Genomic DNA, 26,993 nt, shown 5'->3' with positions numbered 1-26,993 from the left:
GCCAGCACAAGCGGGTGGCTTCAGGGCAAACCCTGAGCCCGCAACAACAAAGGAGACCGATCGAATGCCCAGCTACTCCATCGACGGCGTGATTCCCGTCGTCGACCCGACGGCCTATGTGCACCCCAGCGCCGTGCTGATAGGCGACGTGATCGTCGGCCCCGGCTGCTATGTCGGCCCCTGCGCCAGCCTGCGCGGCGATTTCGGCCGCATCGTGCTGCAGGAAGGCTCGAACGTGCAGGACCACTGCTGCATCCACGGCTTTCCGGACCAGGACACGGTGGTCGAGGTCAACGGCCACATCGGCCACGGCGCGATCCTGCACAGCTGCATCGTGCGGCGAGATGCGCTGGTGGGCATGAATGCGGTGGTGATGGACGAAGCCGAGATCGGCGAGCAGGCCATCGTGGCGGCCTGCGCCTTCGTGCCGGCCGGCATGAAGGTGCCGGCGCGCACGCTCGTGGCGGGCATTCCGGCCAAGGTGAAGAAGACACTGAGCGAGGAAGAAATCGCCTGGAAGCTCGAAGGCACGCAGACCTACCAGGCGCTCACCGTGCGCAGCCTGGCCAGCCTGCGCGAGGTCGCGCCGCTGCAGCAGATGGAACCCGGCCGCCCGCGCCTGCCCGCCTCCGAGGTGCGTTCGCTCATTGCGACCCGGCGCGGCTAGCCGGCGCGCTTCGTGCAAGATCGCAGGTTGCCCGCAACAACTGCCAATCAAGGAAGAAAGAAGACCCGATGCCGCGTGGAAGATCCGCCACCTACGACGACCAGCGCGAGTTCATCCTGGCGCAGGCCGCCCAGCTGTTCGCGCGCCGCGGCTATCCCGCCACCTCGATGAACCAGGTGGCCGAGGCCTGCAATCTCTCGAAGGCCACGCTCTATCACTACTACAAGGACAAGAGCAGCCTCTTGATCAGCATCGCCGAGACGCACGTGTCGAAGCTCGCAGCGCTGGTGGCCGAGGAAGAGGCGTCGACTCACACCGACGAGGAGCGTCTGCGCCGCTTCATCTACCGCATCGTCGAGGAATACGCCGGCGCGCAGGACGCGCATCGCGTGCTGACCGACGACGTGCGCTTTCTGGAAGAAGAAGACCGCGAGCGCGTGCTGAACCAGGAGCGCGAAGTGGTGGCGGGGTTTGCACGTGCCGTGTCGGCGTTGCGCCCGGGCGCGCCGAGCGACGATCTCGCCAAGCCGCTGACCATGCTGCTGTTCGGCATGATCAACTGGATGTTCACCTGGATGAAGCCCGGCGGCCGGCTCGACCATGCGTCCATTGCGCCGATCGTGGCCGACCTGTTCCTGGGCGGTATCGGGGCGGTGAAGTCGCCCCCGCCGGCAGGTTCGGCGCCGCCGGCGCGCCAGCTGGACTCCGTCAAAGAATCCGGTTGAACCAGAGCAGCGACAGCCCCGCCGACAGCAGCGTGAGGATGGCCGCGCCGAGCGCGAAGAGCGCCGAGACCTCGGTTTCCTTCTTCTCGACCGTGAGCCGCGAGCTCAGGGTTTCGTAGACCTTCTTCAGGTCGGCTGCGGTGCCGGCGTAGAAGTATTCGGCCTGCGTCTTGTTGGCCACGGCCTTGAGCGTTTCCTCGTCGAGCCGCACGCGCATCGACCAGCCTTCGAAGCCGATGGTCTCGCCATCGATCGTGCCCACGCCCACCGTGTAGATGCGCACGCCGCGGTCCGCCGCGGCCTTGGCGGCATCGAGCGGATCGACGCCGGTGGTGCGCTGCCCGTCGGTCAGCATGATGACCGCGGCCGAGCTGTAGGAGCCCGGCGCCACCGGGGTGAACTCCTTGGCCTGCTTCTCCGCCTGGTCGATCGGCGTGCCGCGCTGGCGGCTGGGGGCGCTGAACTGCGAGACGTCGATGCCCGCATCGGGGAACAGCGTGGCGAGCGAGACGACGATCGCGTTGCCGGTGGCAGTGGCGCGCTGCAGCTGGAAGCTGTCGATCGCGGTGATCAGATCGTCGTGGTTGGTGGTGGGCAACTGCGCCACCTGCGCGCTGCCCGCGAAGGCCACGATGCCCACCTTGACGTGGCGCGGCAGGTCCTTGATGAAGCTCTTGGCCGCTTCCTGCGCCGCGACCAGCCGGTTGGGCAGCACGTCGGCGGCGCGCATGCTGCCCGAGACGTCCATCGCCAGGATGATGGTCTGCTGGTTCGACGGCAGCAGCACCACCGCCATGGGGCGCGCGGCGGCCACCAGCATGGCGGCCATGGCCAGCAGGAACAGGAACGGCGGAATGTGCCGGCGCAGGCTCTGGCCGGCGCCCATCGCCTCGCGCACGATCGACAGGCTCGCATAGCGCACCGCGAGCTTTTTCTTGCGGCGGATCAGCCAGATGTAGAGCAACACCAGTAGCGGCAAGGCCGCCAGCAACCAGAGGAATTGAGGCCAGAGAAATGTCATGCTGCCACCGCCTTCATGCTGCCCGGGCCGATGCGCATGCGGCGCTTGCGCAGGTCGGCGAAACGAACGATGGCTTCCACCAGGTCGTCGCTGGTCGAAAGCTCGAGTGCGTCGACACCCGCTTTCGCGAGCGCAGCGCGCAGCGCTGCCTCGCGCTCGGCCGCCAGCCGTGCGAAGCGCTTGCGAAAGCCGGCGTCGTGCGTGTCGACCCAGAGCTGCTCGCCGGTCTCCGCGTCGCGCAGCGGGACGAGGCCGAGGTCGGGTAGCTCGAGTTCGAGCGGATCGAACAGGCGCACGGCAATGACTTCATGCCGCTGCACCAGCTGGCCGAGCGGGCGTTCCCAGCCGGGCTCGCTCAGGAAGTCGGACACCACGAACACGGTGGAGCGGCGAGGCATCAGCGTTGCAGCGGATTTCAGCAGGTCGGCCAGGCGCGTCATGCCTTTTTGGGCGGGCGCGGCCTCGGCCTTGTCGGCGCGCCGCTCCATCGCATGCAGCAGGTGGAGCACGTGCCGGCGGCCGCTGCGCGGCGGAATCACCGCCTCGAGGTCGGTGCCGTAGACCAGTGCGCCCACCCGGTTGCCGTGGCGCGTGAGCAGGCGCGCGAGCACGCCGACGAAGCCGGCCGAGATCTCGCGCTTGGCTTTGAGGCCGGAGCCGAAATCGACCGAGCGGCTCAGGTCGAGCACGAACCAGGCCGCCATCTCGCGGTCTTCGGTGAAGACGCGCACATGCGGCGTCTGCAGGCGGGCGGTGACGTTCCAGTCGATGTGGCGCACGTCGTCGTGGTGCTGGTATTCGCGCAAGTCGGCCAGGTCGAGCCCGGTGCCGCGCATCAGCGTGCGATAGTCGCCCTGCAGCAGGCCATCGAGGCGGCGGATCACGGTCCACTCGAGCCGGCGCAGCGCGCGTTCCGCACCGCCGGCTTGCGCAATGAGCCGTTCGTCGTTCGCGGCCGCAGGGGCCTTACGCCACCAGCTTTTCATATGGAGCCAGGGAACACCGCGGAACCGGCTTTGCCGGGCCGCTGGTGTTGCCCCCTTGAGGGGGGAGTCGAGCTACACGAAGTGAGCGAGGGACGGGGGTGGGTTTCATTCAGGCCACCAGCTTTTCATGTTCCAGAGGTTTGGGAGGAGCGGGAACGGCCTTCATGATCTTCTCGATCAGGCTGTCGGGTGTGAGGCCTTCGGACAAGCCTTCGTAGGAAAGCGTCACGCGATGGCGCAGCACGTCGGGCACCAGCGCGGTCATGTCCTCGGGCAGGGCATAGCTGCGGCCGCGCAGCAGCGCAAGCGCGCGTGCGCCCTCGGTCAGGCTGATGCTCGCGCGCGGGCTCGCGCCGAAGGTGATGAAGCGGCGCATGTCCTTCAGGCCGTGCTTGTCGGGCGTGCGCGTGGCCGACACCAGCTTGACCGCGTACTGGATGAGCGAAGGGTCGACGTACACGCGCCGCGCCTCGGCCTGCAGGGTGGCGAGCTGCTCGGTGGTCGCCACCGGATTGACCTCGACCAGCGAGCCGATCACGCGCTGGACGATGACGAACTCTTCCTCGTCGCTCGGGTAGTCGACCAGCACTTTCATCATGAAGCGGTCGACCTGAGCTTCGGGCAGCGGATAGGTGCCTTCGGTCTCGATCGGGTTCTGCGTGGCCATGACCAGGAAGGGGCGCGGCACGCGGTGCGTTTCGCCGGCAATGGTGACCTGGCGCTCCTGCATCACTTCGAGCAGCGCGCTCTGCACCTTGGCCGGCGCACGGTTGATTTCGTCGGCCAAAAGCAGGTTGGCGAACACCGGGCCGAGCGAGGTGCTGAACTCGCCGGTCTTCTGGTTGTAGATGCGCGTGCCCACCAGGTCGGCCGGCACCAGGTCGGGCGTGAACTGGATGCGCTTGAACTGGCCGCGCACGGTGTCGGCCAGCGTCTTGATGGTGAGCGTCTTCGCGAGGCCCGGCACGCCTTCGACCAGCAGATGCCCGCCCGCGAGCATGGCCACCATCACGCGCTCCAGGAAGCGGTCCTGGCCCACCACCACGCGCTTGACCTCGTAGAGGATCTGCTCCATCAGCTCGGCCGTAGCGGGAGAGGTGGAAAAGGGGTTCTCTGTGCTCATGCGAGGGCCTCTGTATAAACAATCGAAAGCGTGGGGATGTTCCTGGCTAGAACGGCGGCGAGCCCGCGGCCGAGGCCGCGTTCTCTATGGGCACCGCAAAGCCGATGCCGATGAAGGTGCGCTGCTGCGTGGGGTTGAGGATGGCGGTGACGATGCCGAGCACCTCGCCGTCCATGTTGATCAGCGGGCCGCCCGAGTTGCCGGGGTTGGCGGCCGCGTCGAACTGGATCAGGTTGCCCAGTTCCTGCTTGCCCTCGGGCGAGCGGAACGAGCGCTTCAGGCCCGACACCACGCCGGCCGACACCGAGGGGCCGATGCCGAATGGAAAACCGACCGCGGCCACCTGGTCGCCAGGCTGCAGGTCTCCGGTCGAGCGCATGGCGGCGGGAATCAGGTCGTCGGGGATCTTCTGGGCCTGCAGCACCGCGAGATCGTTCTCGGGCTGCACGCCGGTGATGGTGGCCACGGCCTCGAGCCCGTCGGAGAAGGTGACCTTGATGGTTTCGGCGCCGGCAACCACATGCAGGTTGGTGAGGATCACGCCCTTGTCGACGATGACCACCCCGGTGCCCACGCCGCGTTCGACCTCGCCCGGCGGCGCATCGGCTTCGGGCGGCTTGCCCTTGGCCATGTTGCGGCCGCGCTTCTGGGTCTTGGCCTCGGGCGTAGCCTTCTCGGGGCCGTAGCCGACCACCCGCACCACCGAGGGCCGCACGATCTCGGCGGCCTTTGCGGCGGGCGAGGGGAGCGTATGGGTCTGCAGCGTGCGCAGCACGGCCGAATCGATGTCCTTCTGCGTCAATGCCTTGCCCTGCCGGGGCCACCAGGTGGCGCCGCCCGCAACCAGCGCGGCGCACAGCACGAGGAGGAATGCGAAGCTGCGCCGGCCCGGCTGCCAGCCGGCCTTGGCGTGCGGCGGGGGCGGTGCGCCGTTGCCTGCTGCGCCCTCGGGCGACGGCACGGCAGCCTCTTCGGCCGCGGGATCGGCCGCTTGAGGCAGCGTGCGGGGCGAACGGCTGTAGAAAGCGGGCCTGCGCATCGGGGCACCTCCGGCAAGGGATGACGGGTGAGTAGGGAGTCACAGTAGCACGCTTTCTTCTGCCTTGCATCCCTTCGGGCATCATCTCGCCATGGCTGTTTTTGTCGATACCCACTGCCACCTCGACGCGCCCGAATTCGGTGCGGAGATGCCGCTCATCCGTGCACGGGCCGCCGAAAAGGGCGTGGCGCTGTGCGTCATTCCTGCCGTGGCGGTCTTCAACTTTGCGACCGTGCGCGAGCTGGCGCAGGTGCAGGGCGACGCCTATGCGCTCGGAATCCACCCGCTGTGCACCGGCAATGCAGAGGAGGCCGACCTGGAGGCACTCGATGCCGAGCTGGCCGCGCACCACGGCGATCCACGGCTGGTCGCGGTCGGCGAGATCGGCCTCGACTACTTCGTGGAAGGGCTGGACAGCGACAAGCAGCAGCACTTTTTTCACACTCAGTTGCAACTCGCGCGCAAATACGATCTGCCGGTGCTCATCCATGTGCGCCGCTCGGTCGACAAGGTGCTCAAGCACCTGCGGCAGACCGCAGCCGGCCGGCCGTGGCAGGGCATTGCCCATGCGTTCAATGGCAGCGAGCAGCAGGCCACGGCCTGCATCGAGATCGGCCTGAAGCTGGGATTCGGCGGCGCCGTGACCTTCGACCGCGCATTGCAGCTGCGGCGGCTGGCGGTCACGCTTCCGCTCGAATCGATGGTGATGGAAACCGACGCGCCGGACATTCAGCCGCACTGGATCTATCGCACGCAGGCGCAGCGCGCGGCCGGTGAATCGCAGGGCCGCAACGAACCTGGCGAACTGCCGCGCATCGCAGAAGTGGTGGCGCAATTGCGCGGCATCGGTATCGATGAACTGGCCGAGGCCACGACTCAAAATGCGCTCAGAGCCCTGCCTCGGCTCGAAAGTCTTCTCCCCTTGTCGGAGGCCCGGCCGCACCGCGCGTAGGTCGATATCCCGTCTTGCGGTTGCGCAAGCGAGGCGTGCATTTTTACTGTCATCCTTGGTGTTCGAACTGGCGTTGCTTGTTCAGTGGCAAGTCTGTCACTCCAACTCTTCATCCAACAAGGAGTCTTTACACATGACCACATCTTTCGTTCGCACCGTGCCCGTTGTGCTTGCCCTCGCGCTTGCTTCCATCGGCGTCTCCGCCGTGGCGCAAACGGCGGCGCCCGCAACCGCCGAACCCACCACCACCGAAAAGGTGAAGGAAGCCGGAAAGGACGCGATCGATGCCACCAAGAGCACGACCAAGAAGGCCGTGAACGCGACCGAACGCGGCACCAAGAAGGCTTGGGACGCCACCAAACGCACCACCAAGAAGGCCACCAACGCCACCAAGAACGTGGCCGCCAAGACCGGCGACGCTGTTGAAACCGCAGGCCACAAGACGGCCGACGGCATGCGCAGCACCGGCAAGGCGATTGGCGAAAAGGTCCCCGGCACGGCGGAACACGACGCTGCCAAGAAATAATCGGAGCTCGCCTTCAGCAAGAACCCGCTTCGGCGGGTTTTTTCATGGCCGGACGACAGTGCCAAGATAGAGCCTGTCCATGAACCCACCCAACGCATCCGACACCGGCAGCCCCGTGCTCACGGGCCTGGCCCCCATCGTCTCGCCCGCCACCGTCGTGCTGATCCTGGGCAGCTTCCCGGGCGTGCGATCGCTCGAACTGCAGCAGTACTATGCGCATCCGCAAAATCAGTTCTGGAAAATCTTGCAAGCCGTTTGGCCCCATCATCCGCTCCCCATGGGCGCAGACAGCTATCCCGAGAAGAAAAAGTGGCTGCTCGAGCGTGGCCTGGGCGTATGGGACGTGTATGCCGCCTGCGAGCGCGAGGGCAGCCTCGACTCCGCCATCCGCGCGCCCGTGGCCAACGACATCGCGGGCCTGCACCTGCCCCGTCTGGCGGCCATTGCGCACAACGGCGGCGAGAGCTTCAAGCATGCGCGCCACACGCGCACCCTCGGGGTGCCGGTCTACCAGCTGCCTTCCACCAGCCCCGCCAACGCGTCGTGGAGCTTCGAGCGCAAGCTCGCAGCCTGGCGCGAGGTCTTTGACGCCCACAACCTTCTTTGATGGCCACGAGCAAAACTCCCGTTCTCCCCGAAGTCAACTTTTCCGACTGGGGCGACATCCGCTACCTGCACCTTGGCACCGAATGGGTCCAGGGCTCGATGAAGCTCGACGCGCCATTCGAAATCGAGCTCGAATACGTGCAGCGCATGATGGCCTGGCTGCTGTTCGCAGATCCCAAGAGCCTGGCCAGCCGCCATGCGATGCAGCTGGGCCTCGGCGCGGCCACGCTCACCAAGTTCTGCCGCAAGACGCTGCGCATGCGCACCACTGCGGTGGAACTGAATCCGCAGGTGGTGTCGGCCTGCCGCGGCTGGTTCAAGCTGCCGGCCGACGACCCGAAGCTGCGCGTGGTCATCGCCGATGCCGCGCAGGAGATCCGCAAGCCCGAATGGCAGGGCACGGTCGATGCGCTGCAGGTCGACCTGTACGACCATGAGGCCGCCGCGCCGGTGCTCGACAGCGAAGGCTTCTATGCCGATTGCCGCGCGCTGCTCAGCGAGGACGGCTGCATGACGGTCAACCTCTTCGGCCGCTCGTCGAGCTACGAGCGCAGCCTCGAGAAGATCGCCAGTGCATTCGGCGCCGATGCAGTCTGGGCCTTCAAGCCGACGCGCGAAGGCAACACGGTGGTGCTGGCGCAGCGCGCACCCAGCCGGCCCAAGCGCGAAGCCCTTGCCGAGCGCGCCCAAACGATCCAGACTCGATGGGGCCTGCCCGCGCCCAAATGGCTGCGCGTATTCAAACCGCTGAATCCCACCCTCACCCGACCGTCCGGCCCATGAGCGCTGTTTCCGTTCCCGCATCCCCGGCCGCCCGCCACGAAGGCCCGCTCGACCTGCGCCGCCTGATCGAATGGCTCGCCGCCGACGGCGTGATTTCTCCGGTGGAAGCCAAGCGCACCATCGCGCGCTGCGCCCAGGCCGAGAGCCGGCAGGCGCCGCTGGTGCGGCTGGCCAACGTGGCCATGACGCGCGAAAGCGACGGCAAGCCGCTCGATCTCGAAATGCTCACGCAGTGGCTCTCCGGCCGCGCGGGGCTTGCCTACCTGCGCATCGATCCGCTCAAGGTCGACGTGGGCAAGGTGGCCGACACCATGAGTGCGGCCTACGCCGAGCGCCACAAGGTGCTGCCGGTGCAGGTGCTGCCCAACGAGGTGGTGGTGGCCACGGCCGAACCCTTCCTGACCGACTGGATCGCCGAGGTGGAGCGCCAGTCGCGCCGCACCGTGCGCCGCGTGGTGGCCAACCCGACCGACATCCAGCGCTACACGGCCGAGTTCTTCGCGCTCGCCAAGTCGGTGCGCGCCGCGCAGAAGGCCGGCGGCAATACCGGCGGCGCGAGCTTCGAGCAGCTGGTGGAACTGGGCAAGAGCACCAAGCAGCTCGATGCCAACGACCAGAGCGTGGTGCAGGTGGTCGACTGGCTCTGGCAATACGCCTTCGACCAGCGCGCGAGCGACATCCACCTGGAGCCGCGGCGCGAACAGGGCGTGATCCGCTTTCGCATCGACGGCATCCTGCATCCGGCCTACCAGATGCCCATGGGCGTGATGAACGCCATGGTGTCGCGCATCAAGCTGCTGGGCCGCATGGACGTGGTCGAGAAGCGCCGCCCGCTCGACGGCCGCATCAAGACGCGCAACATGCGCGGCGACGAAGTCGAAATGCGCCTGTCCACCCTGCCGACCGCCTTCGGCGAGAAGATGGTGATGCGCATCTTCGACCCCGACACCGCGGTGAAGGACCTCGATGCGCTCGGCTTCGCGCAGCACGACGCGCAGCGCTGGGAGCAGCTCGTCACGCGTCCCAACGGCATCATCCTGGTGACCGGGCCCACTGGCTCGGGCAAGACCACCACGCTGTACTCCACGCTCAAGCGCGTGGCCACCGAAGAGGTCAACGTGAGCACGGTGGAAGACCCGATCGAAATGATCGAGCCTTCGTTCAACCAGACGCAGGTGCAGCCGCAACTCGATTTCGGCTTTACCGAAGGCCTGCGCGCGCTGATGCGGCAGGACCCGGACATCATCATGGTCGGCGAGATCCGCGACCTTGCCACGGCCGAGATGGCGGTGCAGGCCGCGCTCACCGGCCACCTGGTGTTCAGCACGCTGCACACCAACGACGCACCGAGCGCCATCACGCGGCTGATGGAGCTCGGCGTGCCTTCCTACCTGATCAACGCCGTGATGCTCGGCGTGCTGGCCCAGCGGCTGGTGCGCACGCTGTGCCCCAACTGCAAGCAGCCCGACGACACGGTCACACGCGAAAAGCTCGAAACCATCGTCAAGCCCTGGCAGATCACTGGTTCGGTGCGCGCCTACAAGCCCGTGGGCTGCGTCGACTGCCGCATGACCGGCTACATGGGCCGCATGGGTCTGTACGAGCTGCTGAGCATCAGCGAGGACTTCAAGGCCCAGGTCACCAAGGAGCCCAATCTTGCGGGGCTGCGCCGGCAGGCCGTGATCGACGGCATGCGCCCGCTGCGCCTGGCCGGGGCGCTGCGCGTGGCCGAAGGCGTCACCACCATCGAGGAAGTACTGAGCGCGACGCCGCCGCTGGAGTGAGGCAGCGGCCAGACCCCTGGGGTTATCCCTAGGCTTTCGGTTAGTGGAATCCACATCGGGCTGACCACCAGCTGACTCGACAATCTCGCATCGAAATTTGTTCGAGGAGACTGTTCGTGAAAATCAAGAGTCAGAAAGACTTTTTCTCGGGTCTGATGTTTGCGGTCGTGGGCGTGGCGTTCGCATGGGGCGCCACCACCTACAGCGTAGGTAGCGGCGCCCGCATGGGGCCGGGCTATTTCCCGTTGATGCTGGGCATCCTGATGGCCGTCATCGGCCTGGGGATCATGTTCAGCGGCCTGACCGTCGAAACCACCGACGGCGAGAAGATCGGCAAGTGGGCCTGGAAGCAGGTCGTGTTCATCCTGGGCGCCAATCTCGCGTTCGGCATCCTGCTGGGCGGCCTGCCGAGCCTCGGCGTGCCGGCCATGGGAATGATCATTGCGATCTACGCGCTCGTGATCATCGCCAGCCTCGCGGGCCACGAGTTCAGGCTGCGTACCGTGCTGATCCTGGCCACCGTGCTGGCCGTCGGCAGCTATGTCGCATTCATCTGGGCTCTCAAGCTGCAGATCCAGGTCTGGCCGACCTTCATCACCGGTTGAGAAGAAAGCTGCTCACATGGAATTGATTGACCACCTCTCGATGGGTTTTGGCGTTGCCTTTACCTTCACGAATCTGCTGTACTGCCTTGGCGGCTGCATTCTGGGCACGCTGATCGGCGTGCTGCCGGGCATCGGCCCGGTCGCGACCATCGCGATGCTGCTGCCCGCCACCTACGCGCTGCCGCCCGTGTCGGCGCTGATCATGCTGGCCGGCATCTACTACGGCGCGCAGTACGGCGGCTCGACCACCGCGATTTTGGTGAACCTGCCGGGCGAATCTTCGTCGGTGGTGACCGTGATCGACGGCTACCAGATGGCGCGCAAGGGCCGTGCCGGTCCGGCGCTGGCCGCTGCGGGCCTGGGTTCGTTCTTTGCCGGCTGCGTCGGCACGCTGATCCTGGCGGCCTTCGCACCGCCGCTGACCGAACTGGCGTTCAAGTTCGGTCCGGCCGAGTACTTCTCACTGATGATCCTGGGCCTGATCGGCGCCGTGGTGCTGGCCTCGGGCTCGCTGCTCAAGGCCATCGGGATGATCGTGCTGGGCCTCTTGCTGGGCCTGGTGGGCACCGACGTGAATTCGGGCGTGGCGCGCTACAGCTTCGACGTTCCTGAACTGACCGACGGCATCGGCTTCGTGGCCATTGCCATGGGCGTGTTCGGCTATGGCGAAATCATTGCCAACCTTTCGCGTCCCGACGACGAGCGCGAAGTGTTCACCGCCAAGGTCTCGGGCCTTTTCCCGACCAAGGAAGACTTCAAGCGCATGGTTCCCGCCGTGCTGCGCGGCACGGCGCTGGGCTCCTCGCTCGGCATCCTGCCCGGCGGCGGCGCGCTGCTGTCGGCCTTCGCGGCCTACACCATCGAGAAGAAGACCAAGCTGCATCCCGGCGAAGTGCCGTTCGGCAAGGGCAACATCCGCGGCGTGGCCGCACCCGAGGCCGCCAACAACGCCGGCGCGCAGACCTCCTTCATCCCGCTGCTCACGCTGGGCATTCCGCCCAACGCGGTGATGGCGCTGATGGTGGGCGCAATGACTATCCACAACATCCAGCCCGGCCCGCAGGTGATGACCAGCAACCCCGAGCTGTTCTGGGGCCTGATCGCCTCGATGTGGCTTGGCAATGCGATGCTCGTCATCCTGAACCTGCCGCTGATCGGCATGTGGATCAAGCTCCTGACGGTGCCCTACAAATTCCTGTTCCCGGCGATCGTGCTGTTCTGCGCCATTGGCGTGTATTCCACGAACAACAACACCTGGGACATCTGGATGGTCGGCATCTTCGGCTTCGTGGGCTACACCTTCTTCAAGCTGGGTTGCGAGCCTGCGCCGCTGCTGCTGGGCTTCATCCTCGGGCCGATGATGGAAGAAAACCTGCGCCGCTCGCTGCTGCTCTCGCGCGGCGACTGGAGCGTGTTCGTCACGCGTCCGATCTCGCTAGGCCTGCTGCTCGCCGCGGCGCTGCTGCTGGTGATCGTGCTGCTGCCGGCGGTGAAGGCGAAACGCGAAGAAGCCTTCGTCGAGGACTGACCAGTGGCAACACCAGCGGCCCGGCAAAGCCGGTTCCGCGGTGTTCCACGAAAATACGGCGGCGCCTTCGGGCGCCGTTTTCTTTTTCAGGCTCTGGCAGCTCTTGGTGGTTTCATGTGCTGTCGTGCCATGGCCAGAAAGGCCAGCGCCGCCGGGCTCAGCGGATGCTTGGCCAGCCGCACTGCGACGACCGGGTATTCGAGCGTAGGGCGCGTCACCGCCACGGCACGCAGATTGCCCGGCATCAGCACCTCCACATAGCGCGGCAGCAACGCCACGCCCGCGCCCGCCTGAATGAGGCCGAAAGCCGTCGACAGCATCGAGACGTGATGCACCACCTGCGGATAAACGTTCGCCACGCTCGACAGCTGGCGGCTCACCGCGCGCCAGATGTTTGCGTCCGGGTTGACGTGGATGAAGGGCAGCGCATCGAGGTGCTTCGCATCGACAACCACGCGCTGCGCGAGCGGATGGTCGTCGCGTACGAAGAGGGCCATCCGCTCGGTGAACAGCGGCTCGGTCGCGAGTTCGGAGTGTTTTTGCCCGATGTCAGAACCGAAGCCCAGGTCGGCCTCTTGCGAGAGGATGCGCGAGATCATCTGCTCGGCCGTGCTGTCGAGCAGCGTGATCGCGAGCGTCGGGTGCTTCTGCGAGAAGCGGTCGAGCATCGGCGGCAGCAGGGCGCCCGCCGTGAGGTGACCCACGGCCAGAATCACGCGCCCTTCGCGCAGCTGCGACTGGGAGCGGCAAGCGCCGACCGATTCATCGATCATCCGCAGCGCCCGCACGGCCGTCTCGACCATCACTCGGCCCGCGCTCGTGAGCTGGATACGGCGGCCGCGCACGATGAGCGGCTGTCCGAGCTGCTCTTCCATGCGCTTGACCAGATGACTGATGGCCGGCTGCGTCAGCTGCAGGCTTTCCGCGGCCAATGTGAAGCTGCCCGATTCGGCGACCGCCGCCAGCGCCCGCAGCTGCTGCAGCGAGACTTCTTCCGTGGCGTTCTTTGTCATAAGCAGCGCTCATAGTTGAATAAGCTGGATTATCTGGCTTGATGTGCAGCGGCTGCATAGCATGCGAGCTTTCTCCACGGGGCCAGAATCCAAGCACCATGAAAAGAATTCAGTTCCTTCAAGGGGCCGCCGTTGCGCTGCTGTGCATGGCCGCCTCGTCCGCCAGCCTGGCCCAGGGCTACCCGAACAAGCCGGTGCGGCTCATCGTGCCGTTCCCGGCGGCCGGCGCAACCGACCTTTTCGCCCGCACGCTCGGGCAGAAGATGAGCGAGAAACTCGGCACCACGCTGGTCATCGACAACAAGCCGGGCGCGGGCGGCGCCATCGGCTCCGACATGGCCGCGAAGGCACCGGCCGACGGCTACACGCTGCTGCTGGCCACCACCAGCACCCATTCCATCGGGCCGGCCATCACCAGCAAGCTGCCCTATGACACGGTGCGCGACTTCACGCCCATCGCGCATGTGGGCGACGCGCCGAGCATCATGCTGGTGCCGGTCAACTCGCCCGCGAAGACCGTGCGCGAATGGATCGACCATGCGAAGAAGAACCCCGGCAAGCTCAACTACGCGTCGAGTGGCAACGGCACCATCGTGCAACTCACGGCGGAGCTCTTCAAGTCGCAGGCCGGCGTGTTCGTGACGCACATTCCCTACAAGGGCACGGCGCTGGCCATTCCCGACCTGATCAGCGGCAAGGTCGACGTGCTGTTCGACTCGCTGCCCACCGGCATGCCGCACGTGCGCGACGGCCGGTTGCGCGCATTGGGCGTCACCACGCCCAAGCGCAGCCCGCTCGCGCCTGAACTGCCGCCGATCGCCGACACGCTGCCGGGCTTCGAGTCGAACACCTGGTTCGGCTTCTATGGCCCGAAGGGTTTGCCTGCGGACATCGTGGCGCGTATCAACAAGGCCGCCAACGAGGCGCTGGCCGATCCCGAAGTGAAGGAAAAGCTTTCGCGCCTGGGCATCGAGCCTGCTGCTGCCGGAACGCCCGACCAGTTCGCCAGGATGGTGGCGGCCGACGCCGCCAAGTGGAAAAAAATCGTGGTCGAGCGCAAGATCACCAACGAATAGCGAGACACCCCATGAACTTCGACTTCAACAACCCCTATCTGTCCACCCGCATTCCGATCTTCGCGCGCAACGTGGTGTCAACCTCGCACCCACTCGCCTCGCAGGCGGGGCTGCGCATGCTGCAGCAGGGCGGCAATGCCGTCGATGCGGCCATTGCCACGGCGGCCGTGATGACGCTGGTCGAGCCCGTGAGCAACGGCCTCGGCAGCGACGCCTTCTGCATCCTGTGGGACGGCAAGGAACTGCACGGCCTCAACGCCTCGGGCCCCGCGCCCAAGGCCTGGACGCCCGACTACTTCAAGGCCAAGTACGGCGCCGATGCCGCCGCGCCGCCGATGCGCGGCATCGATTCGGTCACCGTGCCGGGCGCGGTGCGCGGCTGGGTGGCGCTGAGCGAGCGCTTTGGCAAGCTGCCTTTCGCCGACCTGCTGGCACCGGCCATCGACATCGCCGAGCGCGGCTACCTGGTGCCGCCGGTGGTGCAGCAGAAGTGGGCCGCTGCCGCGCCGGTGCTGGCATCGATGGCAGGCTTCGCGCAGACCTTCATGCCCTGGGGCCGTGCGCCCGAAGTGGGCGAGCTGTTCCGCTTCACGGCCGCTGCGCGTGCGCTCAAGGCCATTGCCCGCACCAAGGGCGAGGCCTATTACAACGGCGAGATCGCCGAAGCGCTCGCAAGGTTTTCGAAGGAGCAGGGCGGCTCGCTCACGGTGGCCGACCTCTCGGCCTACCAGCCCGAATGGGTCAAGCCGATCTCGCGCGACTACCGCGGCCACACGCTGCATGAGATTCCGCCCAACGGGCAGGGCATCGCGGCGCTGATCGCGCTCGGCATCCTCGAGAAGTTCGACATCGCCTCGCTGCCGGTCGACTCGGTGGCTTCGCAGCACCTGCAGATCGAGGCGATGAAGCTCGCCTTCGCCGACGTCTACCGCTATGTGTCGGAGCCATCGTCGATGACGGTGACACCCGCGCAAATGCTCGATGACTCCTACCTCGCATCGCGTGCGAGACTCATCGACGTGAAAAAGGCACAGGACTTCAAGGCCGGCAACCCCGTCAAGGGCGGCACCATCTACCTCACGGCCGCCGACGAGAGCGGCATGATGGTGAGCTTCATCCAGAGCAACTACATGGGCTTCGGCTCGGGCTGCGTGGAGCCCGAGTTCGGCATCAGCCTGCAGAACCGCGGCCATGGCTTCAGCCTCAAGGCCGAGAGCCCGAACGTCGTGGCGCCGGGCAAGCGGCCGTTCCACACCATCATTCCGGCCTTCCTCACAAAGGACGGCGAGCCGGTGATGAGCTTCGGCGTGATGGGCGGCAACATGCAGCCACAAGGCCACATGCAGACGCTGGTGCGCATGCTCGACTACAAGCAGAACCCGCAGGCCGCATGCGACGCGCCGCGCTGGCGCTTCAACGCGGGGCTCGAGATCAACGTCGAGGCCGCGATGAACCCGGCCACGGTGCAGGGCCTGCGCGAGCTCGGCCACCACCTGGACGTGATCGACGACTCCTACCAGGACTTCGGCGCCGGCCAGTTCATCTGGCGCGCGGGCGATCCGGCGGTCGAAGGCTACGTGGCGGCCAGCGATCCGCGCCGCGATGGCCTGGCTGCAGGCTTTTGACGGCCGCGCGATGATCGGGGAATGACCAAGTCCGCCGTACAGACCGGCATTCCCTCTTCTTCCGCCAGCGGTGCAAGGAGCCTTGCGCCGGGCCTTATCCTGGCCTCGCTGGGCGCGGTCGCGTTCAGCGGCAAGGCCATCATCGTCAAGCTGGCCTACCGCTACGGCGTGGATGCGATCACGCTGATCATGCTGCGCATGCTGTTCGCGCTGCCGCTGTTCGCGGTGATGGCGTGGTGGGCCGGGCGCGGCAAGCCTGCGCTCACCTTGCGCGACTGGCTCGGCGTGGCCGGGCTCGGCTTCTCGGGCTATTACCTTGCGAGCTTTCTCGACTTCGCGGGGCTCGCCTACATCTCGGCCAGCTTCGAGCGGCTGATTCTCTATCTCAACCCCACTCTGGTGCTGCTGTTCGGCTGGCTGCTGTACCGGCGGCGCGCCACGCGGCCGCAGGTGCTCGGCATGATCGTGAGCTACGCCGGCGTGTTGCTCGTGTTCGGACACGAGCTCTGGATCGGTGGCGGCGGCAAGGGCGGCGGGGCGGCGGCCTGGGGCACCTTCCTCGTGTTCCTGAGCGCCGTGAGCTATGCGGCCTACCTCGTCTACAGCGGCGAATTCGTCAAGCGCCTCGGGTCGCTGCGGCTCGTGGGGCTGGCCACCACCGTGGCCTGCCTGCTGTGCATCCTGCAGTTCGTGCTGATGCGGCCGGTGAGCGTCGCGATGCAGGTGGCGCCCGAGGTCATCTGGCTGTCGGTGCTCAACGCCACGCTGTGCACGGCGGTGCCTGTCCTCATGGTCATGATGGCCATCGAGCGCATCGGCCCCGCCATGGCCGCGCAAACCGGCATGATCGGGCCGCTGTCGACCATCCTCATGGGCGTGGTCATACTCGGCGAGCCGTTCACCGCGTGGATCGCGGCCGGCACGGTGCTCGTGATCGCGGGCATCTTCGTTTTCACACGCACGGGGCGCTAGCGCCCCTGCAGTTCAGGAGCAACAACATGGATTTGGGCATTGCAGGCAAGACTGCGCTGGTGTGCGGCGCGAGCAAGGGACTCGGCTACGGCTGCGCCGAGGCGCTGGTGCGCGAGGGCGTCAACGTGGTCATCGTGGCGCGCGGCGCCGAGGCGCTCGAAGCGGCGGCTGCGAAGCTGGCCGCAGCGGCAGCCGGTTCGCCGGGGCCGTTCGTCAAGCACGTGGCCGCCGACATCACCACCGAGGCCGGCCGCGCGGCGGTGTTCGCGCTCGGCCACGACTTCGACATCGTCGTCACCAACGCCGGCGGCCCGCCCCCCGGCGATTTCCGCAACTGGGACCGCGAGGCATGGATCAAGGCGGTCGACGCCAACATGCTGACGCCCATCGAGCTCATCAAGGCCACGGTCGACGGCATGGCAAAGCGCGGCTTCGGGCGCATCGTCAACATCACCTCGAGCTCGGTGAAATCGCCCATCGACATCCTCGGCCTCTCCAACGGTGCGCGCAGCGGCCTCACGGGCTTCGTGGCCGGCGTGGCGCGCACGCCCATTGCCGCGCAGGGCGTGACCATCAACAACCTGCTGCCCGGTTCCTTCGACACCGACCGCCTCAAGGGCACGATGGCCGGCGCGGCCCAGAAGACCGGCCAGGACTTCGACACCGTGTGGGAAGCCCGCAAGAAGAACATTCCGGCCAAGCGCTTTGGCACGCCCGCCGAGTTCGGCGCCATCTGCGCCTTTCTCTGCAGTATGCAGGCGGGCTACATGACGGGGCAGAACATCCTCGCCGATGGCGGCGCGTACCCCGGCACGTACTGAGCTCGCCCCCAGGGTGCGCGCACGTCGTGTCGCGCGCCTATGGGCGCCGTGAGGACACCACGATCCCGCCCACGATCAGCGCGAAGGCCGCGCCGTGGTACCAGTGCGGCGGCTCGCGCAGGAAGGCCGCGGACAGCAGCGCGGCGAACAGCGGCGTGAGGTTCATGAAGAAGCTCGCCGCCTGCGGCCCCGCTTGCTGCACGCCGCTGCCCCAGCAACGATAGGCCAACACGGCCGGGCCGATGCCGATGAAGGCCAGCGCCGCCAGCAGCGGCCATCCGAGCTCCATGCGGGCGTCGGTCAGCGCCCATTCCCCGGCCGCGAACAGGCCCGACCATGCGAGGCCGAACACCAGCTGCGCCATCAGGAACGCGGCCCAATCCTGCCGCACGCCCTGCGGCTCCTGCGTGCGCGCGAGGAACCAGCTGTAGAACGCCCAGGCGATGGTGCCCAGGATCATGTAGAGATCGCCCGGCACCAGCCGCAGCGCGAGCAGCTGCCGCCATTCGCCCCGGCTCAGCACCAGCAGCACGCCCAGCATCGAGAGCAGCGAGCCGCCGATCTCGCGCCCGCTGACACGCGCGCCGAAGAAAATGCCGCCTACCGCCAGCATCCACAGCGGCAGGCTGGAACCCACCAGCGTGACGTTGATCGGCGCGGAGGTCTGCAGCGCCAGGTACTGGAATGCGTTGTAGCAGCCGATGCCCAGCAGCCCCAGCAGCGAATAGCGCTTCCAGTGCGCCCACATCGGGCTGCCCGGGCGCAGCACCGGCCATGCGAGCGGCAGCAGCAGCACGAACGCGATGACCCAGCGCACGAAGTTCAGCGTGAGCGGCGACACCAGGTCGCGCACCAGGCGGCCGACCACCGCATTGCTCGCCCACAGCAGCGGCGGCACGGTGAGCAGGAAGACAGTGGAAGGCGTGAGGCGCTGCTGGATCTGCATGGCAGCCGACTCTACCGGGCATTCCCCGCCGCCGTCGTGCGAAGGCCAAACGTGGCACCATGCGCCTCTTCTTTTCTGTGCGACTGGAGACTGCAAAGATGATGAGCAAAGCCGTCCGTATCGACCGCCATGGCGGCCCCGAGGAACTGAAGATCGTCGACGTCGAGGTGGGCGAGCCCGGCCCCGGCGAGATCCGCATCCGCCACAAGGCCGTGGGCCTGAACTTCATCGACACCTACCAGCGCAGCGGGCTCTATCCGTTCCAGATGCCGCTGCAACTGGGCATGGAAGCCTCGGGCGTGGTCGAGGCCGTGGGCGATGGCGTGGCGCACCTGAAGGCCGGCGACCGCGCCGCCTATGCGAGCCAGCCGCCCGGTGCCTACAGCGAGTTGCGCGTGATGCCGGCCAAGAACGTCTGCAAGCTGCCCGATGCGATCTCCTTCGAGACCGGCGCGGCCATGATGCTCAAGGGCCTCACGACGCAATACCTGCTGAAGAAGACGCTGCCCGCGGAAGGCCTGCAGCCCGGCGACTTCATCCTGTTCCACGCGGCGGCCGGCGGCGTCGGCCTGATCGCCTGCCAGTGGGCCAAGGCGCTCGGCCTGCAGCTGATCGGCACGGCCGGCAGTGACGCCAAGTGCAAGCTCGCACTCGAATACGGCGCGGCGCATGCCGTCAACTACAGCACCGAGAACTTCGCGGCCCGCGTGAAGGAGATCACCGGCGGCAAGGGCGTGAAGGTGGTGTACGACTCGGTCGGCAAGGACACCTGGGAAGGCTCCATCGACTGCCTGCGCCCGTTCGGCCTTCTGGCCGTGTTCGGCAACGGCTCGGGCCCGGTGCCGCCGATCAGCCTGGGCACGCTCGCTTCCAAGGGCTCGCTCTATGTGACGCGGCCGACGCTGTTCACGCACATCGCCACGCGCGAGAGCACGCAGGCCATGGCCGACGACCTGTTCGCGGTGGTGCAGAGCGGCGCGGTGAAGATCCCGATCGACCAGCGCTATGCACTGGCCGACGTGCAGCAGGCCCACCGCGACCTGGAAGCGCGCAAGACCACCGGCTGCACCATCCTCACGCTCTGAGCAACCGTCTTGGCAGTCAAGCGATATGCATAGTCGAATCCCATGTGGAGCCGTGTTTGGCGATGGCATTGAGCATGGTCAGCAGCTTGCGCATGCAGGCCACCAGGGCGACCTTCTTGCGCTTTCCTGCCGCCAGCAGGCGCTCGTAGCAGGCCTTGAGCGCCGGGTTATGCCTCACCGCCGTCAGCGTGGCCATGTACAGGGTTCGCCGCACATCGGCGCGCCCACCCCAGATGCAGCGCTGGCCACGCATCTGGCCGGAGTCGCGGTTCAAGGGCGCAACGCCCACCAGCGCAGCGATGCGGCGCCGGTCGAGCTTGCCGAGTTCGGGAAGTTCGGCCAGCAGCACTGCAACGCTGGCAGCGCCGATGCCCGGCACGCTGGCCAGCGCCTGGGCCAATTGGGCGTGATGGCGCTGCACATGCGCGGCCACCTCGGCTTCGCTGTCGCCGAGTTCGTGCTTCAAGAATTCAATGAGCCGCTCGATGCTCGGGCGCGCCGCCGCGTGAGCCAGGCGCAGGCGCTGCCGCTCGGAGGTCAGCATCTGCACCAACTGGCGCCGACGCAGCACCAAGGCCTGCAGTTGCTGCAACTCGGCATCAGCCAGCGGCTTGACGAAGCGCTCGCGCTCGGGGTGCTGATGCAGCACGCGGGCGAAGGCCGCCAGCATGCGCGCATCCAGCGCATCGGTCTTGGCCAGCGCGCCCATCGCGCGGGCGAAGTCGCGCGCGGTGCGCGGGTTGACCACCGCCACCGCCAGGCCCGCGGCCTGCAACGCGCAGGCCGCTTCGAACTCGTAGCCGCCCGTGGCCTCCAGCACAACCAGCGCGGGCGCCAAAGCCGATGCCTGGTTGACCAGTTGCTCGATGCCAGCCACGTCATTGGCGAGCTGCCAAGTCTTGGCCTGATCGCTGCTGGCGATCTCCAGGGTCTGGCTGGAGACGTCAATACCGATAAAAACAGAGTCGGACACGTCCTCTCACTCCCATCCTTGTCTATGCGAACTTCAAATTCCTACAACCGTTCGGGCTGCAGAGAAGGACGGTCCGGCTCGGGCGCCCAGTGCTCAGAGGCGGGCTTCAACAAATGGCCCAGAGGCCGCTCGGGCTACCCGAGCCGGTCCGAGGCTTAAAGATACAAGGCCGGACCGCGGCGGGCCCGCTGCAGGGCCGCCAGCCCTGTCCTACCCGCGGTGGGGTGTCATGCCTGCGTCTTATGCACGGTGCACTTTGTAGCCTTCAGCAAAGCCAGTGAAGGCCAGCGCCATGGACACCGTCAGAACCTTCATCGTCGAGGACAACGCCGCCATCCGCGAGAACCTGGCCGGCACGCTGCGCGAGGTGGCGCGGGTCGATCCGGTGGGCCAGGCCGAAACCGAGAACGAGGGCGCGCGCTGGCTCGCGGGCAATCTCTCGCAATGGGACCTGGCCATCGTCGACCTGTTCCTGAAGGATGGCACCGGCTTCGGCGTGCTCGAAGCCTGCCGCAACCGCGATCCGAACCAGAAGATGGTGGTGCTCAGCAACCACCTGACGCCGCAGATGCGGCGCAAGTGCGCGCAGCTGGGCGCCGACGCAGTGTTCGACAAGGCCACCGAGCTCGACGACCTGATCGACTTCTGCCTGCGCCGCCGGCAGGAGCAGTTCATGGCCTCGCCGTTTCCGGTGGCGCACTGACCGCGCCCGCGCGAGATCAGCCCTCGATCTTCCCCAGCCGCGATTCGCGCAGCCGGCTCGGCGCCAGCGCGCCCGCCGATTCGAGGATCGGATAGGCAATGGAGCAGATGTGCGAGTTGACCCGCTTCAGGTCGCTGATCAGGTCGATGTGCAGCGAGCTGGTCTCCATGCTCAGCGTGGTGCGGTCGGAGAGCCGGTCGAGGTGGGTGGTGGCGTAGGCCCGCTCGAGGTCGCGGAAGCGCGCCTTTTCCTCGAGCAGCCGCTGCGCGTCGCGCACGTTGCCGTTCAGGAAGACGCTCATGCTCAGCCGCAGGTTGGCGACCAGCCGCCCGTGCAGCTCCACGATTTCCGCCATGCCCGCTTCGGAGAAATTGCGCTGCGGCTTGATCTTCTTGTCCTCGATGTCGATGATCACGCGCTCGATGATGTCGCCGATCTGCTCCATGTTGATGGTGAAGCTGATGATGTCGGTCCAGCGCCGGCTTTCTTCCTCGCCCAGCGCCTCGCGCGAGATGCGCGTCATGTAGTACTTGATGGCCGAGTAGAGCTCGTCCACCGTGTCGTCGAGCTGCCGCAGCTCCTGCGCGAGGCGCAAGTCGTTGTGGCGGATCACGTCGAGCGTGCCGATGAGCATGGTCTCCACCACGTCGGCCTGGTGCAGCGCCTCTCGCGCCGCGTTCGAAATGGCGAGCGAGGGTGTCGAGAGCGCGGAGGGGTCGAGGTGATGCGGCCGCGTGGAGGAGGCCGGCACCGGCGGCACCGGCAGCATTTTCGTGACCAGCGTGGCCACCCACTGCGTGAGGCCGATGAAGCCCACGCTGATGATCACGTTGAACGCCAGGTGGAACAGCACCACGCCGTGCGTGGCGTTCGGCACGTGCGGCTGCACATGGCGCAGCCAGAGCCCGACGAAAGGCGCGAGGATGGCCACGCCCAGCACCTTGAACAGCAGGTTGCCCACCGTGACCTGCCGCACGGGCACCGCGGACTTGGCCGTGGTCAGCACCGCCAGCAGGCCGCTGCCGAGGTTGGCGCCCAGCACCAGCCCGAGCGCGACGTCCAGCGGCACCACGTTGGAGCTGGCCATGGCCGCCACCAGCAGCACCACGGCCAGGCTCGAATAGGCCACGATCGCCAGCACCGCGCCGATGGTGATCTCGAGCAGCACGTCGCTGTTGAGCGAGGCCAGCAGCACGCGCACGGCTGGCGCTGAAAAGAGAGGCTCGGTCGCTTCCACCACCAGCTGCAGCGCCAGCAGCATCAGCCCCAGGCCGATGAGCACCCGGCCCACGCGGCCCGCCACGCTGGCCGAGCGGGAAATGAACAGCACCACCCCCACGAAGATGAACATCGGCGAAAGCCACGAGAGGTCGGCCGAGAACAGCACCGAGATGAGCGCCGTGCCCACGTCCGCCCCCCGCATCACCGCCAGCGCCGCCGGCAGCGTGACCAGGCCCTGCCCCACGAAGGAGGAAGTCATCAGCGAGGTGGCGGTGCTCGACTGCACCAGGGCCGTGACGCCGATGCCCGACAGCGCGGCCGTGAAGCGGTTGCGCATGCTCTGCACCAGGATCTTGCGCAGGTTGGCGCCGAACACGCGCAGCACGCCCGTGCGCACGAGGTGCGTGCCCCACACCAGGAGGGCGACGGCGGCGAGCAGGTTCAGGAGATGCTTCATGGATGCCGGTTTCTATCCTTTTCGTTTTTGTTCGTTTGCGGCCCCATTTTCCACATGTATGGCCTCAGTCGATCAACGCTCCGTTGTCATGGAAGGGAAAAGGCCCTTCGAAGCTGCCGGAAGCCGCCAGATGGGTGACGAGCCGGCCGTCCCGGGCCGACCAGGCGTGGACCCTGAAGCCCGGCGGCTCCAGCGTCCAGGTCGAGGCTGCATCGGGCGACAGGTCCAGGCAGACCTGGTGCGCCGGCGCCGGCGAAGTCGATGCGATGGTGCCGCCGAAGCGCACGTCGATGGCGCGGTGCAGGTGGCCGCAGATCACGCGCTCCACGTTGCGGTGCCGCGCGACCAGCGCCTCGAGCGCCTCGGTGCCCTGCAGCAGGCCGATCTCGTCCATGTGGCCGATCAGCGTGCGGAAAGGCGGGTGGTGCATGGCAATCACCACCGGCTCGCCGCGGCAGGCATCGAGCTGCTCCTCGAGCCAGGCCAGCCGTTCGCCGCACAGCTCGCCGTGGCTCGCGCCCGGCACGCAGGTGTCCAGCGTGAGCAGGCGCAGCGCGCCCACGCGCACCGCGTACTGCACGAAGCCGGCCGAGCCGACGCCCGCCGCCAGGTAGGCATGGCCGGGAAAACTGCGGCGCAGCTGGTCGCGCTCGTCATGGTTGCCCGGCATCAGGTAGACCGGCATCGTGAGCGGCGCCAGCAGGCGCGCCAGGTGCTCGTATTCGGCCGCGCGGCCGAAGTCGCTGAGGTCGCCCGTGATCACCACGGCGTCGGGCTGCTGCGGCAGCCGCAGCACCGACTGCACCGCGCGCTCCAGGTAGGGTGCGGTGTCGATGCGGCCATAGGCCAGGCGTCCCGGCTCGCGGATGTGCAGGTCGGTCAGCTGGACCAGGAAGGCGGTGTCTTGTGTCGTCGTTGTTGTCGTCATGCGATGGTCTCCTGCGACGTCATCAGGCGATCGGGCAGGATGCGCAGGCCCACAGGATCGCCGGGCCCGAAGGGCGTGTCGCGGCCCACGTCGGCCACGAGCAGGGGCTGGTCCTGCAGGCGCAATTGCAGCTGCACGCGGTCGCCGAGGAAGGTGCGGCGCTCGACCGTGGCAGCGCCCCAGTCGGGCCGCGGCGCACTCACTTCGACGTCTTCGGGGCGCACCAGCAGCATCGCATGGCTGCGCCAGGCGGGTGGGCAAGGCAGGGTGCTTCCGCCGAGTCGGACAATGCCTTGCGCAATGGCGTCGGCTTCGCGCGCGAGGCGGTTGACCCGGCCCAGGAACTCCGCAACGAAGGGATGTGCCGGCGCGCGGTACAGCTCTTCGCCACGGCCGATCTGCACGATGCGCCCGGCGCTCATCACCGCCAGGCGGTCGGCAATGGCCAGTGCCTCCTGCTGGTCGTGCGTGACGTGGATGGCCGTGATGTGCAGGCGGCGCAGCAGCTCGGCGAGCTCGTCGCGCAGCGACTCCTTGAGCTTGGCGTCGAGCGCGGCCAGTGGCTCGTCGAGCAGCAGCACGCGCGGGCGCACGGCCACGGCGCGCGCCAGCGCCACGCGCTGCCGCTGGCCGCCCGAGAGTTCGGCGGGGCGCTTGTTCTCCAGGCCGCCCAGCCGCGTCAGGTCGACCAGCTCGCCCACCGCGCGCCTTTCCTCTTCCGGCGCCACGCCGCGGATGCGCAGCCCATAGCCGATGTTGGCCGCCACCGTCATCTGCGGAAAAAGCGCATAGCTCTGAAACACCATGCCCACGCCGCGATGCTCCACGGGCCGGTCGGTGACGTCCTGCCCGCCGAACACAATGCGGCTCCCCGCATCGGGCGCTTCGAGCCCCGCGATCAGCCGCAGCAGCGTGGTCTTGCCGCAGCCCGAGGGTCCGAGCAGCGCAAGCACTTCGCCGGCTTCCACGTGCAGGTGGGTGGGCAGCAGGCCGCGCGTGCCGTCGGCATAGGTTTTCGCGCAGTTCGTGATATCGATGGGAATGCGTTCAAGTTCCATGGCGTTTCTGCATCAGGTTGGCAAGATATTGAAGGCCCCACAGCACCGGAAGGATGACCGCGAAGAAGACCAGCGTGTAGGCCGATCCGATCTCGATGCGCATCGAGGCATAGCTGTCGGCCAGGCCCACGGGCAGGGTGCGCGTGAGCGGCGTGTGCAGCATCCATGTGAGGTTGAACTCGCCCACCGAGAGCGTGAACACCATCAGGCTGCCGGCCACGATGGCGGGGAACACGGCGGGCACGAGGATGCCCATGAAGCGCTGGCGGAAGTTCGCGCCCAGCGAGCGGGCCGCCTCCTCGAGCGCGAGCAGGTCGTCGCGCTGGAAGGCTGAACTCACGGTGCGCACCATGAACGGCAGCGTGAACACCATGTGGCCCACGAGGATGAAAGCGAAGCTCTGGCGAAAGGCCGTCAGCTGGCCGTACGCAAGGATCAGCGCCAGCGCCGTGGCCAGCCCCGGCACCGCCACCGGCAGCGTGAGCAACTCCTCGAAGATGTGCGCCGCACGCGAGCGGCTGCGTGCCAGCGCATAGGCGCAGGGCACGCCCAGCAGCACGGTGCCCACCACGCAGGCCAGCGCCAGCGCGAGCGACCAGCCGACGGTGCCGCCGTAGTTCTCCCACACTTCGCCGAGCCAGCGCAGCGTGAGGCCGCTCTTCAGGCCCGCGCTGTAGTTGTTGACCAGGCCCGCCATCACCGACAGCAGCATCGGCGCGATCATGAAGAGGCTCACGAGCACGGTGATGGCCAGCAGGAAGGGCGCCCTGGGTTGCGTGTTCTTTCGCATGAGGGAGTTCCTTGATTCAGCGCGCCACCGGGTTGGCGCCGAAGCGCCGCGCGGCGAACAGCACCAACCAGGTCACGAGGCCCAGCGCAATCGACAGCGATGCGGCGAGCGCGAAATTGGCGTAGTTGGTGAACTCGTTGTAGATGGTGATGGGGATCACCTCGAACTTGCTGGCCAGCGTGAAGGCGGTGCCGAAGGCTCCCATCGAGGTGGCGAACAGGATCGCGCCGCATGCGAGCGTGGTGGGCGCGAGTTCGGGCATCCACACGTCGCGCGCCACGCGCAGGCGCGAGGCGCCGAGCGAGCGCGCGGCTTCTTCCAGCTGCATGTTCATGGCCTCGGCCGCGGCGGCATAGGTGGCAATGGCGCGCGGCAACGAGAAGTAGAGGTACGCGAGGAACAACCCGAGCAGGCCGTAGGCGAAGGTGATGCGTTCGCCGAACAGGCTGTCGCCGATGTCGGCCACCAGCCCTTGCCGCCCGCCGAGCAGGATCACGAAGAAACCGATGATCACGCCCGGAAAGGACAGCGGCAGCGTGAGCAGCGACAGCAGCATGCGCTTGCCCGCGAAAGCGTGCCTCGCAAGGTAGATGCCGACGGCGGCGCCCAGCACCAGGGTCGTCAACGTCACCGCCACCGACAGTGCGACGGTGTTGGCCATGCTCTGCAGGTAGCGCGAGTCGGTGAGCACAGCGAAGTAGGTGGACCAGCCCTTGCTCGCCGGCAGCGTGAGCAGGCGCACCACCGGCAGCAGCCAGAAGGCAGCGAAGAACACGGCGGCGGGGGCTGCGCAGGCGAGCAGGCGCCAGCGTGGGTTCCAGGCGTTGGGTTGCTTCATCTCAGTTTTTTATTTCGCGCTGTTGCTCCTGGCGCTGTTGTCTTGTTCGGGGCGCGTGCACAGGCCACCGGGTGCTCCCCGCAGCGAAATCAAGGAGGAGCCCGAAGGCCGGCGGACATTCGCGGAGCAAGGTACGCCATCG

General features: G+C 67.2%; 27 protein-coding genes. 15 read left to right on the top strand and 12 right to left on the bottom strand.

Annotation, left to right across the window (positions count from 1 at the left end; genetic code table 11):
- The first annotated feature begins 64 nt into the window (after window positions 1–64).
- Entirely contained in the window at window positions 65–667 is a 603-nt protein-coding gene (locus L1081_RS14365) for a phenylacetic acid degradation protein PaaY (RefSeq protein WP_489412803.1), read from the top strand.
- Between the two features lie 68 nt (window positions 668–735).
- Window positions 736–1,392, top strand: a complete 657-nt coding sequence (locus L1081_RS14360) for a TetR-type transcription factor C-terminal domain-containing protein (RefSeq protein ID WP_489412802.1) — start codon at window positions 736–738, stop codon at window positions 1,390–1,392.
- On the opposite strand, the gene L1081_RS14355 is transcribed toward L1081_RS14360, so the two are convergent.
- From L1081_RS14355 to L1081_RS14340, 4 genes are all read right to left on the bottom strand, one after another.
- A complete protein-coding gene (locus L1081_RS14355; RefSeq protein ID WP_489412801.1) occupies window positions 1,376–2,413 on the bottom strand; it encodes a VWA domain-containing protein in 1,038 nt (345 codons plus the stop codon). The two genes, L1081_RS14360 and L1081_RS14355, sit on opposite strands and share 17 nt — an antisense overlap.
- Window positions 2,410–3,399, bottom strand: a complete 990-nt coding sequence (locus tag L1081_RS14350; RefSeq protein ID WP_489412800.1) for a DUF58 domain-containing protein — start codon at window positions 3,397–3,399, stop codon at window positions 2,410–2,412. Before L1081_RS14350 ends, L1081_RS14355 begins: the two co-directional genes overlap by 4 nt.
- Window positions 3,400–3,508: 109 nt before the next feature.
- Window positions 3,509–4,522, bottom strand: a complete 1,014-nt coding sequence (locus L1081_RS14345; protein ID WP_319441100.1) for an AAA family ATPase — start codon at window positions 4,520–4,522, stop codon at window positions 3,509–3,511.
- 46 nt (window positions 4,523–4,568) lie between these two features.
- On the bottom strand, window positions 4,569–5,561 hold the full coding sequence (locus L1081_RS14340) for a S1C family serine protease (RefSeq protein WP_489412799.1): 993 nt from the start codon (window positions 5,559–5,561) through the stop codon (window positions 4,569–4,571).
- A gap of 91 nt (window positions 5,562–5,652) precedes the next feature.
- Between L1081_RS14340 and L1081_RS14335 the strand changes: the two genes are divergently transcribed.
- The 7 genes from L1081_RS14335 (at window position 5,653) to L1081_RS14305 (ending at window position 12,345) form a co-directional block, all read left to right on the top strand.
- The gene (locus tag L1081_RS14335) at window positions 5,653–6,513 is read left to right on the top strand and encodes a TatD family hydrolase (protein WP_489412798.1); all 861 of its coding nucleotides are present in this window, start codon (window positions 5,653–5,655) and stop codon (window positions 6,511–6,513) included.
- A 58-nt stretch (window positions 6,514–6,571) separates the two neighbouring features.
- Complete coding sequence (locus L1081_RS14330) at window positions 6,572–7,039, top strand: hypothetical protein (RefSeq protein WP_489416783.1); 468 nt, start codon at window positions 6,572–6,574, stop codon at window positions 7,037–7,039.
- Window positions 7,040–7,118: 79 nt separating this feature from the next.
- The gene (locus L1081_RS14325) at window positions 7,119–7,646 is read left to right on the top strand and encodes a DNA-deoxyinosine glycosylase (protein ID WP_489412797.1); all 528 of its coding nucleotides are present in this window, start codon (window positions 7,119–7,121) and stop codon (window positions 7,644–7,646) included.
- Window positions 7,646–8,428 carry a spermine/spermidine synthase domain-containing protein gene (locus L1081_RS14320; RefSeq protein ID WP_489412796.1) on the top strand — a complete coding sequence of 261 codons (783 nt, stop codon included), beginning with the start codon at window positions 7,646–7,648 and terminating at the stop codon, window positions 8,426–8,428. The genes L1081_RS14325 and L1081_RS14320 overlap by 1 nt, the downstream gene beginning before the upstream one ends.
- Window positions 8,425–10,212 (top strand): type IV pilus assembly ATPase TfpB, encoded by a 1,788-nt coding sequence (gene tfpB, locus L1081_RS14315; RefSeq protein WP_124957340.1) that lies wholly within the window; start codon window positions 8,425–8,427, stop codon window positions 10,210–10,212. Before L1081_RS14320 ends, tfpB begins: the two co-directional genes overlap by 4 nt.
- Before the next feature lie 116 nt (window positions 10,213–10,328).
- Window positions 10,329–10,817, top strand: coding sequence for a tripartite tricarboxylate transporter TctB family protein (locus L1081_RS14310; protein WP_319430317.1), 489 nt, complete (start codon window positions 10,329–10,331; stop codon window positions 10,815–10,817).
- A gap of 16 nt (window positions 10,818–10,833) precedes the next feature.
- Entirely contained in the window at window positions 10,834–12,345 is a 1,512-nt protein-coding gene (locus L1081_RS14305) for a tripartite tricarboxylate transporter permease (protein WP_319430318.1), read from the top strand.
- An 86-nt stretch (window positions 12,346–12,431) separates the two neighbouring features.
- Here L1081_RS14305 and L1081_RS14300 read toward each other — a convergent pair whose 3' ends face one another.
- On the bottom strand, window positions 12,432–13,358 hold the full coding sequence (locus L1081_RS14300) for a LysR substrate-binding domain-containing protein (protein ID WP_489412795.1): 927 nt from the start codon (window positions 13,356–13,358) through the stop codon (window positions 12,432–12,434).
- Between the two features lie 98 nt (window positions 13,359–13,456).
- On the opposite strand from L1081_RS14300, the gene L1081_RS14295 reads away from it, so the two are divergent.
- From L1081_RS14295 to L1081_RS14280, 4 genes are read left to right on the top strand one after another with little or no spacing between them, the layout of a single operon-like run.
- Window positions 13,457–14,434 carry a tripartite tricarboxylate transporter substrate-binding protein gene (locus L1081_RS14295; RefSeq protein ID WP_489412794.1) on the top strand — a complete coding sequence of 326 codons (978 nt, stop codon included), beginning with the start codon at window positions 13,457–13,459 and terminating at the stop codon, window positions 14,432–14,434.
- A gap of 11 nt (window positions 14,435–14,445) precedes the next feature.
- The gene (locus L1081_RS14290; RefSeq protein WP_489412793.1) at window positions 14,446–16,059 is read left to right on the top strand and encodes a gamma-glutamyltransferase; all 1,614 of its coding nucleotides are present in this window, start codon (window positions 14,446–14,448) and stop codon (window positions 16,057–16,059) included.
- A gap of 21 nt (window positions 16,060–16,080) precedes the next feature.
- Complete coding sequence (locus tag L1081_RS14285; protein ID WP_489412792.1) at window positions 16,081–17,031, top strand: EamA family transporter; 951 nt, start codon at window positions 16,081–16,083, stop codon at window positions 17,029–17,031.
- Between the two features lie 26 nt (window positions 17,032–17,057).
- Window positions 17,058–17,852, top strand: coding sequence for an SDR family oxidoreductase (locus tag L1081_RS14280; RefSeq protein ID WP_489412791.1), 795 nt, complete (start codon window positions 17,058–17,060; stop codon window positions 17,850–17,852).
- Between the two features lie 37 nt (window positions 17,853–17,889).
- On the opposite strand, the gene L1081_RS14275 is transcribed toward L1081_RS14280, so the two are convergent.
- Window positions 17,890–18,798, bottom strand: coding sequence for an EamA family transporter (locus L1081_RS14275; protein WP_489412790.1), 909 nt, complete (start codon window positions 18,796–18,798; stop codon window positions 17,890–17,892).
- A 101-nt stretch (window positions 18,799–18,899) separates the two neighbouring features.
- On the opposite strand from L1081_RS14275, the gene L1081_RS14270 reads away from it, so the two are divergent.
- Window positions 18,900–19,883 (top strand): NADPH:quinone reductase, encoded by a 984-nt coding sequence (locus L1081_RS14270; protein ID WP_489416782.1) that lies wholly within the window; start codon window positions 18,900–18,902, stop codon window positions 19,881–19,883.
- Between the two features lie 16 nt (window positions 19,884–19,899).
- Here the strand turns inward: L1081_RS14270 and L1081_RS14265 are convergent, their stop codons facing one another.
- Complete coding sequence (locus L1081_RS14265; RefSeq protein ID WP_489412789.1) at window positions 19,900–20,856, bottom strand: IS110 family transposase; 957 nt, start codon at window positions 20,854–20,856, stop codon at window positions 19,900–19,902.
- Window positions 20,857–21,148: 292 nt separating this feature from the next.
- Here L1081_RS14265 and L1081_RS14260 point away from each other — a divergent pair, with 292 nt between their 5' ends.
- A complete protein-coding gene (locus tag L1081_RS14260) occupies window positions 21,149–21,559 on the top strand; it encodes a response regulator (protein ID WP_489412788.1) in 411 nt (136 codons plus the stop codon).
- A 16-nt stretch (window positions 21,560–21,575) separates the two neighbouring features.
- Here L1081_RS14260 and L1081_RS14255 read toward each other — a convergent pair whose 3' ends face one another.
- From L1081_RS14255 to L1081_RS14235, 5 genes are all read right to left on the bottom strand, one after another.
- Window positions 21,576–23,237: a Na/Pi symporter gene (locus tag L1081_RS14255; RefSeq protein ID WP_489412787.1), complete on the bottom strand. Its 1,662-nt coding sequence runs from the start codon at window positions 23,235–23,237 to the stop codon at window positions 21,576–21,578.
- Window positions 23,238–23,301: 64 nt separating this feature from the next.
- Window positions 23,302–24,165 (bottom strand): metallophosphoesterase, encoded by an 864-nt coding sequence (locus L1081_RS14250; protein WP_489412786.1) that lies wholly within the window; start codon window positions 24,163–24,165, stop codon window positions 23,302–23,304.
- Window positions 24,162–25,223 carry an ATP-binding cassette domain-containing protein gene (locus L1081_RS14245; RefSeq protein WP_489412785.1) on the bottom strand — a complete coding sequence of 354 codons (1,062 nt, stop codon included), beginning with the start codon at window positions 25,221–25,223 and terminating at the stop codon, window positions 24,162–24,164. The genes L1081_RS14250 and L1081_RS14245 overlap by 4 nt, the downstream gene beginning before the upstream one ends.
- Window positions 25,213–26,013, bottom strand: coding sequence for an ABC transporter permease (locus tag L1081_RS14240; RefSeq protein ID WP_021005985.1), 801 nt, complete (start codon window positions 26,011–26,013; stop codon window positions 25,213–25,215). Before L1081_RS14240 ends, L1081_RS14245 begins: the two co-directional genes overlap by 11 nt.
- Window positions 26,014–26,029: 16 nt before the next feature.
- Window positions 26,030–26,851 (bottom strand): ABC transporter permease subunit, encoded by an 822-nt coding sequence (locus tag L1081_RS14235; protein ID WP_489412784.1) that lies wholly within the window; start codon window positions 26,849–26,851, stop codon window positions 26,030–26,032.
- Between the last annotated feature and the right edge of the window lie 142 nt (window positions 26,852–26,993).

The sequence above is a fragment of the Variovorax sp. MSC1_012 genome (assembly GCF_023667525.1).
Lineage (GTDB): Bacteria > Pseudomonadota > Gammaproteobacteria > Burkholderiales > Burkholderiaceae_C > Variovorax > Variovorax beijingensis_B.
Note: the sequence above shows the minus strand (reverse complement) of the source record. Positions and strands in the feature narration are given on the sequence as shown.